The sequence below is a fragment of the Mesorhizobium sp. WSM4820 genome, assembly GCF_055811075.1.
On the sequence record NZ_JBVVQN010000029.1, the window covers coordinates 14,138 to 26,760 of the forward strand.

The window sequence follows — 12,623 nt, forward strand, 5'->3', positions numbered from 1 at the left end:
CGTCACAGTCATACAACGGTCACTGGTTTTGTGAGATGCCCGGCCGGTCGACATCTGTGCCTATGAATACTACCGTTTCGCAGGCAAGAAACTGGCGGAACGACAAGATCGTCGGCGCGATGATCTCGTCCATCGCTCGCGCATTACGTGTACATCGCATCAAGTTCGATGCGGCAGGCTTTTATTCGTCAGTGATAAGATCAACAGTTTTGGGGTTATGGACGGAAACTAGCCTAGCCTAGCCACAACTAATAGCGACGTGGGTACGATCCGAGAATTCTCAGGCCATCAATCTCCGCCAACGCGGCCAGCGCCGGGTGCGTCAAAACGTGTCCAGCGACATCGATGACATACTGATGGGTGTCTAGCCGCTCGCAGGTCGGACGCTGATAGACATTGAGAACGGCTAAATTGTCATTCGAGAACCTGTTCAGGACACAACCGAGATTTTCCTCTGAAACGCGGAGGTGAAGTGTCGTCCGGTCAAATCCTGTCGGCGCAGGGGTCCTGTGCCCGAGCACCCACCACCGCGTAACGTTATGCAGCCCTTCTTCAATTCCTGTTCGCAATATCTGCAGATTGTACAGCTTGGCACCAAGCGCAGGACCAAATGCCGCTATCGAGGGAGATTTTTGCTTAGCGACGAAAGATGTCGCTCCCGTACAGCTCTCTCGCTCGACATTGGGCATGTTCTCGTCGAGCCACCCGGCCACCTCCTGCAAGGCCACGGGGTGGCCCACCACCTTAGCGATCATCGAGAAACTCGCATCCTTGCTGGCCATGAGGCTGTAGCTCAGGACCTTCGGGTACTCGGCGATAATCGTGGGAGACCTCAAGCTCAAGACTTGGTCGAGGTAGGGAGTGGCTCCGACCAGAGAGGTCGTAGCTGGGACGCATGCAACATCGACGCAGCCATTCTCATATGCTTCGAACAATCCGTCGCTGAACGGAACGAGTTCAACTTGGTCACCAAAGAGGTCCAGCGAGGCTTGATGGGTCCAGGTCCCCTCAGGGCCAATGTACCCTGCCCGCTTGATCCAGGAGGTGTCGATCGCTGGAGGCTGGCTGAATTGCTCGTTCATTCCCCGGCACGCTCGATCGAGAATGCGATAAGCATCTGCTGCAGAAATTAAGAGGGCTGGGACCCGCCCCTCTTCGCTTGCAACATCGTGTGGCAGTAGAATTTAGCAGCTTGCTACAATCCGCTGCCCCAGTCGGCCGGGATCCGTGTTCTTGCCCGCTCCTATGGCGCGGTCAGTGGCACTTCTGCCCGGCTCTTGCCGGGCAGAAGCAGAAAAAGGTCAGCCAGCTTTGCTGAGACTGCCAGCGGATGATTTGCCAGTACGGCGGTCCTGTTCGACCTCGTAGTTGATCTTCTGGCCCTCATTAAGGGTCGAGAGGCCTGCTCGTTCGACAGCGGAAATGTGGACGAAAACGTCCTGACCTCCGTTGTCAGGCTGGATAAAACCGAATCCCTTAGTGCTGTTGAACCACTTCACCGTTCCAGTCGCCATAGTGTATTCCTTTGTAACCATTCAATGTAGGCAGGCCATAAGCCAGGTCCGCTTCATATCCGAGACTTTAGGGCAGCAAAAGCTAAAATAGCAAAAGCCCGGTCAAATCGCTAAAGCGGCTCGCAAGCTCCATCATGACCGCCTGTCGCGGACAGCGTCTCCCGCGCTGGCGCTTCAAATGGCAAACACAAGTTCTGAAACGCTCCGGTAAATTCCAGAACCGCGTCTATCGCTGGTTTGGAGTCCTGTTAGGGACCTGCGATCGGCCGATGTGAGCAAGAGTACGCGGACCAGCAACTACGGGCGCGCGCTAACGCCACCATCTTCGCCGCAGTCCTAAGGGTATTTCACCTAGCCACCTCTTTAAGCGGCAAGGCTCCCCAGTCGGCGGTGTCTGACGTCGGACAATGTCGGAGGTAGGCAACACAGAGTCCGTTGAATCGCATCGCCGAAACGGCTTTCTCATCTGGCACGGTTCCTGCGGGGTCATGCAAAACGCGCAGGAGAGTCGTCCCATGATCCCCACACAGAAAAATGCCGCCCCACCTTTCGCCGACCTACTCAAAACTGACATCCCAGCCGGGCCTGGCAGCATTGTGAGGGCTCGTCTGGACCGGCGCTGCCCACGGATCCACCTTCTCCCAGTGGGGGCGACAGGGACGCAGCACCTTCAAATTGAGGGACAACTCACTTCCCTGCGAACCTTGTCCATCGCCCGGTCACCACAACCGAAGCCACCGTCTGCTTGGCTGCGGGGCGCACTTTTTGCGACCGCGCTGGCATTTCTGACGACCGCGCCGTCTCCGGCGGCCGCCTATGACATAGCGAATTTCCTGCTCGACAACGGCATGGAGGTGGTCGTCATACCCGATCACCGCGCGCCCATCGTCACCCATATGGTGTGGTACAAGGTCGGCAGTGCCGACGAACCTCCGGGCAAATCCGGCATCGCGCATTTCTTCGAGCATCTGATGTTCAAAGGGACGGCCAATCACGGCGCCGGCGAGTTGGACCGCGCGGTGGCGGAGATCGGGGGCTCGCTAAACGCCTTCACCTCTTACGATTATACTGCCTTCTACGAAAGAGTGGCGCCCTCGGCAGTGGAGCAGATGATGAGCTTCGAGGCTGATCGCATGCGCAATCTCACCCTCACGGATGACGTCATCAACACCGAGCGGGACGTGGTCCGCGAGGAGCGTCGCTTGAGGGTCGACAACAATCCGGAGGCGCTTCTCGATGAGGAGGTCGTCACGACGCTCTGGCAGAGCCAACCCTACCGGATCCCGGTGATCGGCTGGATGCACGAGATCGAGAAGCTGGACCGCAACGACGCCGTGGCTTTTTATGACAAGTACTGGCCGAACAACGCCGTGCTGGTGGTGGCAGGCGACGTCGAGCCCGAGGCCGTGAAGGCGCTGGCCGAGAAGACCTATGGCAAGGTCCCGCGTGGACCAGATCTGCCGCCACGCGAACGCCCGTCTGAGCCGGTGCAGAACACCAGGCGCACATTGACGCTAAGGGATGGCCGCGTTTCGGTCCCCATCTTTTCCAGATATTGGGTGGTGCCGTCCTATCGCACCGCCGAGCCCGGCGAAGCCGAGGCGCTGGACCTGCTGGCACAGATTCTCGCCGGGGGCAACCGCAGCCGGCTGTACCAGGAGCTCGTTGTGAAGCAGGGCATAGCCGCAGCGGCCGACGCTGATTTCGATGGCACCATGCTGGATGCTGGCAAGTTCAGCATCCGTGGCTGGCCGCGCGGCAAGGCGAAGCTTGCGGATGTCGAGGCCGCAGTCGACGCCGAGATAGCGAGCATCGCCAGGAACGGCATCACCAGCGACGAACTGGAGAAGACGAAAAACCGCTATATCCGCTCGTTCATCTTCGCCCATGACGAGCAGGTCTCCGTCGCTGGCATGTATGGCGCCACGCTTGCCACAGGCGGCAATGTGAAAGACGTCGAGGAATGGCCGGACCGCATCCGCAAGGTCACGGCCGATCAGGTTAAGGCCGTTGCCGCCCGCTACCTCGTGTCCGACCATTCGACCACCGGCTATCTCCTGCCCAAGGAAAATTGATATGATGACGAACCAATTCCGCAGGGCCATTCCACAGGCATTGCCCTCTCCTTTTGGACAAGGCTGGCGCCTCGCCTCCTGGCTGGCTGTCCTTTGCCTTGCTATTTTCTTCCTCACCCTGCCAGCGTGTACCGCCCGTGCTGCGGCGAACATCCAGGAGGTGAAATCTGAAAAGGGGATCACCGCCTGGCTGGTGGAAGACCATAAGCTGCCGATCGTCACGCTCCAGTTCGTGTTTGACGGCGGCACCAGCCAGGACCCGGCCGGTAAGGAGGGGCTTGCCAATTTGATGACCGGCTTGTTCGACGAGGGCGCAGGCGATCACGGCGGCGACACCTTTCAGGTGCGGCTCGATGATGCCGGCGCTGAGATGAGCTTCCACGCGCGGCCTGACGGCATCTATGGCTCGGTGCGCATGCTTTCCCAGCGCCAGGACGCCGCTTTCGATCTCATCAGGCTCGCGTTGAACAGGCCCCGCTTCGATCAGGAACCCTTTGACCGAATCCGCGCTCAGCTTCTCTCCGGCATTATTGCCAACGAGCGCGAACCTCACGCGATCGGCAGGGATGCATGGCGGCGCAGGCTCTACGGCGCGCATCCGTATTCGAGGCCGCCCGAGGGCACCAAGGAAAGCCTGGCCCGCATAACGCCCGCCGATCTAAGCGCCTTCCACAAGGCCGCTTTCGCCCGCGAGGGGCTGCACGTGGCGGTTGTCGGCGACATCGATGCTAAAGCCCTGAGTGCAAGGCTCGACCAGTTGTTCGGCGATTTGCCTCAGAGGCAGGCGCTCGCCCAGGTACCTGATGTCACCCCGAAGCTCGGCCAGTGGACGTTGGTCGCATACGCCCTGCCCCAGACTTCGCTCCAGCTGGCTTTTCCCGGCGTCGGACGCAGCGACCCGGAATTCTATGCCGCGCAGCTGATAAACGATATACTCGGAGGCTCGTCATTCACCTCACGTCTGTTCCAGGAAGTGCGGGAAAAGCGTGGCCTGGCCTACGGTGTGTCCTCTAGTTTGGAAGGCCACCAGCATTCCAACACGCTTGTCGTGACCACGTCGACGCGCGCCGACAGGGCGGCGGAGACGCTCGACCTGATTAGACAAGTAATCAAGGAGCTGGTGGACACCGGGCCAACAGCGGCCGAGCTCGAAGCGAGCAAAAAGTATCTGATCGGGGCCTATGCTATGAGCAATCTGGGTTCCTCCACGGCGATTTCAGCCACGCTTCTCAGGCTGCAGCTCGACAAGCGCGGCATAGACTACATCCAGCACCGCCCTGCCCTCATCGAGCAGGTGACGCTCGACGAAGTCAGGGCGGCGGCGAAGAAACTGCTTTCGGTCGAGCCCGCCATTATGGGCGTTGGCCCGCGGCTAGCTGGTGTCCCGTGACAGCGAATAATCTCGCGTTCTAGGAATAGTTGCTGAAGGACTCCGCCAACCTGTTGCTGATCCGACATGGTGTGGCAGAATGAACGCCTTGATTTCTTCCTGCTCGCCCTCGTAGACTAGGTTCTCGCCCGGCGGTTCGATTGCCGAGCAGGAGACCCTCGACGTTCCGAGAAGGTATTAACTTTCGCGTATTTGAAATCGCGAAAGTTCAATTTTCTTAATATCTGGAGCTCAGGTATGCTAACTTTCCCGTATTTCAAATACGAGAAAGTTAGAAAATGGCCCTTCACCTCGTCGGGGAAAACATCGATAAAACCCGCAGCCACTATCAGGCTGAAACGGGCAAGCTCGTCCAGCTAAAGCGCGGCATCTATGTCGATGCCGGGGAGGATATCGAGGCCACCATACTCAAACACGCCGTCCGCGTCGCAAATACCTGTATCCCAACGCTTACCTCTCGGCGGCGAGCGCTGTCCTTCTCGGCCCGACCCGCGATGGCCGTCTGTTCCTGAGCGGGCGACGAATACAGCGCACGCGCTTGCGCTCGCTGGAAATCATTCAGAACGCAGCTCCCGACCACCCATCAGTCGCTCAAGCGAATGATGGCATGGGAGAATTCCGGATCGACGCATCCTCGATGCGCCAGCGCTTCCTCGAAGCTTTCCGCCTGCGCAGCGAACACGCGGCATCCATCGATGAGACGATGCGCGAGACAATCGCGAACCGCCTCATAGAAGAATACGGCAGCGCCCAGGGCGCTGCCGACGCGACATGGGCGCTTGCCCGCGAAAACCAGTGGTATCGCGAAGGCGAGCACGCCGAGCGCTTCCTCCTGCGCCGTCCAGTGACCGCAGAGCCTGCGCGCAATGAAGCCGCGTTCGATCTGATCGTAGCGTGGCACGGCGCTCCGCTCGGCAATCTCACACATGATGGTTTTGAGTGGCGCTGGGAATCCAGACGATCAGGATGGCCCGCCACTTGTTTGCCAGACCACGCCGGGCAAGCTCCCTCCTTTCATCCTCTCGCTGCTGCCTGAAGGCTGGCTTGAGTCGGTGTTGAATGACCGCGACGAGCGCGCGACGCTGCGCTCGGGCAAACGCTACATGTCCAACATCACCATCGTCGAGCGTGCGAGCGATCTCTCCGCCCTGCCGCCCGACGTCCTGCTAACCCGGCTCAATGGCTTCACTAGAAATTCTATCTTCACTGGCCATATGCAGGGCCGGGTCGTGGCGATCTGGAGCAGAGCTTCGAGCGCAATCTGGCGGAGATTTTCGAGCGTACCGATTCGCCGCGTTTATCAGGCGTTCAGATCAAAGCGCCGGTGTTTCTCGATAACGACGGTACTCTCTACCCCAGTACCGGCAAACCATTCACCCATATCTGCCCGACCTGAGACATAGGTGACGTTTTGTACCGGACACATGGGTAACACTTTTGGCTTTTTGGCCGGAGGTGTTGATGCCGTGGAGAGAGTGTTCGGTGATGGAAGAACGTCTACGCTTCGTGGCCCGTCTTCTGGACGGCGAAGGCATGAGCGATGTGTGCCGGGAGTTCGGGATTTCGCGCAAGACCGGCTACAAGATCTTCAACCGCTACAAGGATGATGGCCTGGAGGCGCTCACCGACCGCTCGCGTCGGCCGGTGCGCTACGCCACCAGCTGCCCGAACAGATCGAGCGGACGATCGTGGCAACCAAGAAGGGCAAGCCGCACTGGGGCGCCAGGAAGATCAGGGAGCTCCTGATCAGGAGGCTCGCCGGCGATGTCCGCATACCCTCGAAGAGCACGGTGCATGCCGTGCTCGATCGTCACGGCCTCGTGAAGCGCGCCCGTCAGCGGCGGCGCTTCACGGCCGAGGGGACGCAACTGTCACAGGCGGCAGTGCCCAACGCGTTGTGGTGCACGGACTTCAAAGGCGAGTTCCGGCTGGGCGACGGTTACCCCCTGACGGTCACCGACCAGGCCTCGCGCTACCTGCTCGCCTGCGAAGCGCTCGAACCGACGAAGGAAGGCCCGGTCATCGAGGCCTTCATCCGCCTGTTCAGGGAACGCGGCCTGCCTGCCGCCATCAGGAGCGACAACGGCCTGCCCTTCGCTTCGCCCAACGGCCTCTACAACCTGTCCAGGCTGTCGGTCTTCTGGCTCAGGCTCGGCATCGCCATCGAGCGCATCAGGCCCGGCCACCCCCAGCAGAACGGCCGCCACGAGCGCATGCATCTGACGCTGAAGAAGGAAACGACCCGGCCGCCGGGCTCAAACATCCTGCAGCAGCAGGCGAGGTTCGAGGCTTTCGTCAAAGAGTTCAATGAGGAAAGGCCGCACGAAGCGCTTGCCATGAAGGCGCCGGCCGAACTCTACACGCCCTCTTCAAGAGCCTATGAAGGCTTGCCGGAGGTGGAATACCCCTTTCCACGATCGCGACGCTCTCGTCACCGCCTGCGTCCGCATCTGCATGCACAGGAAGAAGATCAACGTCTCCACCGTGCTCGCCGGTCAAAGGCGCGGCGCAACCTGAGATGAAATTGATCTCGAAAAGTCGGTGTGGATCGTGCTGCGGCTAGAATGAAAATGGGCCGGGAACATCGTGTTCCACTCACGACCGATGCCGCGACACTGCTGAAAGCCCTGCCGCGCCTCGCTGATAATCCGCTGGTGTTTCCGGCTGCGAGGGGCGGCACACTGTCCGACATGACGTTGAGCGCGACAATGAAGCGTCTACATGAGGCGGACGTGAAGGAAGGCGGCGCTGGGTTTGTGGATCGGGCGTCAAAGCGCGCAGCGGTGCCGCACGGCCTGCGTTCGACGTTTCGCGATTGGGTGTCTGAACGCACCAACTTTGCCGGCGAAATGGCCGAAACCGCGCTTGCGCACAAGGTCAGCAACGCCGTCGAGGCAGCTTACCGGCGCGGCGACATGATGGAAAAGCGCCGGCAAATGATGGCGGCGTGGGCAGACTTCCTCGCTGCTCGTACGGCCAAGGGTAAGCTCTTGCCATTCCAGGGCCGGCGCTGATCTAGCGCCGATTGTGCGGGATGCAGCGGCGATTGGTGGCGGCAACCATTTGCGACTTATGAGTTCCATCGTAGACAGATGGAGACCAGAAATGACATCTACACAGACGCCTGACAAAAGGTCAGAGAAAGGCCACGCTACATCCGGCCGATCCTTCCGCTCCGTATCTCACGGACAGGCAAGCCGGAGCGCGCTACGGCGTTTGTCGTGCCGCTATATGGAAGTGGGCACAGAACGACCGCACCTTTCCGAAGCCGATCCGCCTCTCGCCGGGATGTTTGCGTTGGCGGCTATCCGATCTTGAAGCATGGGAGGCCGCCAAGGCTGACCGCGATGTTGCCGCGTGATTCCATGGCCGAAGACATAGTTTTCTGCGCGAGGACTGGACACCAGATCGTCGACGACAACGTGATCCCGTTTCCTCGCCCAAACGCGAAGCCCGTTCCCCTTGAGGCGATGCAGGCAGCGGAGGCCCTCACGATCAAGCCTGCTCTGACGACCAGTCGGACCCTTGATGAGATTTGCGACGACTGCGCGAAGGCGGAGCTTGCTGCTGTCCAGCGCATCGCGGCTGAAGACGATCCGATTTAGCCGCATGCTTAATCTGAATTCACATGCGCCTATTCGTTTGCAGACTGGCGGAGCGGCAAGCAGCCGAAAAAGGGCTGGGATTGCGCCGACCCGGTTGATGACGGCTGGACAAAGGATCAGCTTGACGCCTTCATGCGCGACCGCAAGGCCATGGTCGCCACCGCAACAGAAACCGGCAGGCGAGCCCGCTGGGCGCGTGCGCCCGGTCGAGACGATCTCCACGCCCCCGGCTGAGCCCCCACCTGCCAAGCCCCGGATCAATGTCGTGAAGGGCGAAATCCACCGGGCAGTCAACCAAGCGGTCGCCGTCCTCTCAAACCGGGACTTTGGCATCTTCTCACGCGCAGACGAACTTGTTAGCCCGGTCACCCACCGCACTCCCTCTCAGACCCTGACTGTTGCCAAGCATGGCGAGAATATCAGTCGTCCTGACGGATCGGTGATCGTCACAACCCTAACTGAGGCCGCGCTTATCGAGGTTCTGACGGAAACGGCACTGTTTATGAAATTCAATCTGCGGGTTAATGACTTCGTGCCGTGCGACTGCCCGCCCGAGGTGGCAAAAATGGTCCTCGCGAGAAAGGGCCATAACTCGACCATGCCGCGACTGAGAGCGGTTATCAGCGCGCCCACGCTCCGGCCTGACGGTACAGTCCTCAGCGAAGACTGGCCTACTCCTGGTAGGCGGACAGCTCTGGCGGCAGTTAAAGCCCGTCTAAACGGCAAGCTGTGGAAGCTCTTGCCGTCTTGTCGGAACCGATCGCCGCGCTTCCCTTTGTAAACGAGAGCGACCGCGCTGCTGCACTGGCGCTGCTGATCACGAGCGTACTGCGCCCCAGCCTGAAAACCGCGCCCATGTTCGCGGTGACTGCTCCATCTGCCGGAACTGGCAAGAGCTTGGTGGTCGATATCGCGGCGATAATGGCGACAGGTCGGCGGGCGGCTGTCATCACTCCAACGCCAGACGAGGCCGAACTCGAGAAGCGGGTCGGCGCGTGCGCGCTCGCAGGCGATCCGATCCTGAGCATCAACAACTGTACTCACATTCTGCGTAGCGATCAGCTTTGCCAAATGCTCACGCAGGATGAGGTTCAGGTTCGCGTGCTTCGCATTCCGGCGACAAGCCTGATTTGCGCCACTGGCAACAACCTCACAGTCTATGGTGATCTGAACCGGCGCACGATCCAAATCAGGCTAGACGCCAAGTGTGAGCGGCCCGAGGAACGGCGTTTCGAATTCGACGCGATTGACCTAGCCATGCGTAGGCGGCCCGAACTAGTTGCAGCTGCGCTGACGGTCGAGCGCGCCTATCTGTCGGCGGGCGCACCTAACAGAGCCTCGCCCATGGGCGGCTTCGAAGATTGGAGCGATCTGGTCCGATCTTCCTTGATCTGGCTCGGGCTAGTTGATTGCCGGGGCGATGTGGCCGCGCAGAGGGCAGCGGACCCGGAGAAGGACGAACTTGCCGAGATCATCGAAGTCCTGCCAAACTGGCCCTTCACGACGCGGGAAATAGCTCTCCGGGCTACTGATAGTCCGCTCCTCAGGGAAGCGCTCTGCGGCTTCATCGAGCGGAGCGGCGCATTTTCATCGAAACGGTTCGGGCGGTATCTGGCGCGATATGCCGGAACGCGGATTGGCGGGCGATGGGTCGAACAACTACCTCGTGACAGCAACAGCAACAGCACTGTGTGGCGAGTGGCCAGGGAGGGTCATGATGGTTCGTCGGCAGCCCATCCGGGGATGTCAAACTGGTGATCGATATCATCGACTAAATAAACAAACGGCGACGTCTTCAATCCTTTTTCTATTTCGTCCATGGCGGAGCCCCTGACTGGACGCCGAACTTCCCCCGTCATTGGATTAAGGCCGGGCACAGTGAATATCTCAAAGTCAGAAATAACACGACCGCTCAAGACGTAAACGAACTTAGGACCGACATCCCATTCGACCGCGTACGTCAAGGTTCTTGAAAATGGGTATACCTTGGAAACCTGCGGCCCCCCTCCTATTTTCCCCCCTAATATACCATGCCGATCAACAAATTCCGACGACATCACGGCCCCAGGCAGCTACGCCAACCTGCTTCGACGCCAGTACCCTCGCAGTTCTAATAGCGCGATAGGCGAAGTCGCCGCCCGCCAAGAATGATGTCAAGCCGAAGAAGACCGCCTAGACGCCTCACCGTCTAGTGCCAAGAAACGCGGATCGAGAATTGCGCCGCTCGGAATCTTTGGCCCATGGGCATCAAAGGGCAGGAGCAGTTCAAGTTGGTCTCGGTCTCGCGCCGCCTTCGTGCGAACTCTTGTGATGGCGGGCGGCGGCAACGGTGGCATTGCGGGGTAACGGCCATCGAGCAAGTCCCCCACAGTTACGATCTGCACGCGGGGCAGCCTCCCGTGAGCGGATCGCTCCACGAACCCTGCCCCGGCAGCATCGGAAAGCATTGCCTTAGTCGGTTCAGCAAGAGTGACAAGAATCCCCATGTTCGCGTCTTCTTCTCTTTGGACCACGCCGCTCAGTTCCCGAACCATTGCTGGCGCAAGATGCTCTCCCCCCTTCACTGAGACAATTATCCTGCCGAACCCGTAAGGGCCATTTGCAAAATAGATGTTGCCGTCTATCCCCCTATCGGCGCCCTTTTTTGACTCATAGGTCTGCGCGCCAAGCAGCCAAGAGGCCCACCACTGAAACTGGTGCTTGTCGCGCCTCGCAAGATCGCGAGCGCCCGCAATATCCGTGGGGCGTCCGTGAACTTGATATGCCGAACTATTTTGTATCTTACTAAGCCGGCGCTCTATGAGCGTTACTGCATAGTGGGTGACATCAATCCCTAGCCACTTCCGACCTAAACGCTCCGCCGCTTCAACGGTGGTGCCACAGCCGCAGAACGGGTCCAAAATCACCGCGTCTTCATCTGTCGACGCGCGGATAATCCTATCTAACAGGGCTATTGGTTTTTGAGTGGGATAGCCCAAGCGTTCCTTGGCCGTTTGGTTCAGTCGGTCGATATCGGTCCAAACGTCTCCAACTACGACCTCTCTCGCCTCTGGTTCGAACGGGGTGGCGGCGCGGCGGCGCGGAAAGCCGCCCTTCGCGGGCCAATGTATGAGGCCGTCAACGTCCCAAGTATTCCGCTCGGCATCGTTATTAGCCCAGTGTCGACCCATACGCGTAGGATTGAATCCCCGCCACTCTTTGCCGCTGTCCCCGTTCTTTGTGATGCCGGGTGCTGTCAGTTCGAATGTCTGGTACTTGAGGCCATCAGCGCCGGTTATCAATGTGTGGGGAAGTTTTGCCTGGTTTGCTTTTGTCTTCAGGGAATTGAAGAGGAACTTATCGCTCGCTGAAAAATGCAGGATGGTATCGTGTAACCGAGGCCACCTGCCAGTTGTGCCCCTCGCATTCGTTCTTTGCCATATGATTTCAGAGACGAATTCACGGTGACCAAAAATCGCGTCCAGTAGGATCTTCAAGTAGTGGCTCGCAGTCGGATCACAATGAAGATAGAGGGAGCCGCTTGGCTTCAAAACGCGCCGCAGTTCAATCAGTCTAACTGACATCATGGCGAGGTAAGCCATCATGGCGTTATCGCCTAGCCATGAGCGTAGGGAACGCATCAGAAGACCGGTATCACCGCCGGCGCGAACTACTTCATCGTAGGCTATGGCCGCAGATTGCCCCCAGCCCCAGGTATCACGAAACGCCTCCGCTTGCGCTTCTGATGGAATGCCTTCTTGTTCCTTAAATAGGACGTTGTAGTTAGCGTTCGAATTAAATGGCGGGTCCAAATAGACAAGATCAACGCTCTCGTCCTTAATTTGCCCCCTTAACACGTCAAGATTGTCGCCAAAGAATAGCTTGTTCATAGCGTAACTCCCCTGCAACAGTGTTGCAGAGCGTGGTTAATTATTTGAGAATTAAATGTTTGTTAACGAATGCCGATCTTTTCCCACCGTCCCGTTTGGGGTGGAATGACCGTACAGAATACTTTTGCAATGCAGAAAGAGTAAGATATTCAACGGTGCCGTAAATCTGG

At 59.0% G+C, this 12,623-nt stretch carries 10 protein-coding genes and 2 pseudogenes; 9 read left to right on the top strand and 3 right to left on the bottom strand.

The window, feature by feature from the left end; genetic code table 11:
* Positions 1-248: 248 nt before the first annotated feature.
* Positions 249-1,082 carry a prephenate dehydratase gene (locus AC0L2R_RS31190; protein WP_473513472.1) on the bottom strand — a complete coding sequence of 278 codons (834 nt, stop codon included), beginning with the start codon at positions 1,080-1,082 and terminating at the stop codon, positions 249-251.
* A gap of 219 nt (positions 1,083-1,301) precedes the next feature.
* Positions 1,302-1,514, bottom strand: coding sequence for a cold-shock protein (locus tag AC0L2R_RS31195; RefSeq protein WP_008874821.1), 213 nt, complete (start codon positions 1,512-1,514; stop codon positions 1,302-1,304).
* 488 nt (positions 1,515-2,002) lie between these two features.
* Here AC0L2R_RS31195 and AC0L2R_RS31200 point away from each other — a divergent pair, with 488 nt between their 5' ends.
* The 9 genes and pseudogenes from AC0L2R_RS31200 (at position 2,003) to AC0L2R_RS31240 (ending at position 10,342) form a co-directional block, all read left to right on the top strand.
* On the top strand, positions 2,003-3,589 hold the full coding sequence (locus AC0L2R_RS31200) for a M16 family metallopeptidase (protein ID WP_473513474.1): 1,587 nt from the start codon (positions 2,003-2,005) through the stop codon (positions 3,587-3,589).
* Between the two features lie 4 nt (positions 3,590-3,593).
* On the top strand, positions 3,594-4,979 hold the full coding sequence (locus tag AC0L2R_RS31205; RefSeq protein ID WP_473513506.1) for a M16 family metallopeptidase: 1,386 nt from the start codon (positions 3,594-3,596) through the stop codon (positions 4,977-4,979).
* Between the two features lie 278 nt (positions 4,980-5,257).
* Positions 5,258-6,363, top strand: a pseudogene (locus AC0L2R_RS31210) (type II toxin-antitoxin system HipA family toxin); the annotation flags it as partial.
* 77 nt (positions 6,364-6,440) lie between these two features.
* Positions 6,441-7,487 (top strand): annotated as a pseudogene (locus AC0L2R_RS31215) (integrase core domain-containing protein); the annotation flags it as partial.
* 56 nt (positions 7,488-7,543) lie between these two features.
* Positions 7,544-7,993 carry a tyrosine-type recombinase/integrase gene (locus AC0L2R_RS31220; RefSeq protein WP_473513476.1) on the top strand — a complete coding sequence of 150 codons (450 nt, stop codon included), beginning with the start codon at positions 7,544-7,546 and terminating at the stop codon, positions 7,991-7,993.
* 110 nt (positions 7,994-8,103) lie between these two features.
* Positions 8,104-8,340 carry a helix-turn-helix transcriptional regulator gene (locus AC0L2R_RS31225; RefSeq protein WP_473513507.1) on the top strand — a complete coding sequence of 79 codons (237 nt, stop codon included), beginning with the start codon at positions 8,104-8,106 and terminating at the stop codon, positions 8,338-8,340.
* A gap of 4 nt (positions 8,341-8,344) precedes the next feature.
* Entirely contained in the window at positions 8,345-8,584 is a 240-nt protein-coding gene (locus tag AC0L2R_RS31230; protein WP_473513478.1) for a hypothetical protein, read from the top strand.
* 265 nt (positions 8,585-8,849) lie between these two features.
* Entirely contained in the window at positions 8,850-9,365 is a 516-nt protein-coding gene (locus AC0L2R_RS31235) for a hypothetical protein (protein WP_473513479.1), read from the top strand.
* The gene (locus AC0L2R_RS31240; protein WP_473513481.1) at positions 9,332-10,342 is read left to right on the top strand and encodes a hypothetical protein; all 1,011 of its coding nucleotides are present in this window, start codon (positions 9,332-9,334) and stop codon (positions 10,340-10,342) included. Before AC0L2R_RS31235 ends, AC0L2R_RS31240 begins: the two co-directional genes overlap by 34 nt.
* A gap of 395 nt (positions 10,343-10,737) precedes the next feature.
* On the opposite strand, the gene AC0L2R_RS31245 is transcribed toward AC0L2R_RS31240, so the two are convergent.
* Positions 10,738-12,453, bottom strand: coding sequence for a DNA methyltransferase (locus AC0L2R_RS31245; protein ID WP_473513483.1), 1,716 nt, complete (start codon positions 12,451-12,453; stop codon positions 10,738-10,740).
* Positions 12,454-12,623: the final 170 nt, after the last annotated feature.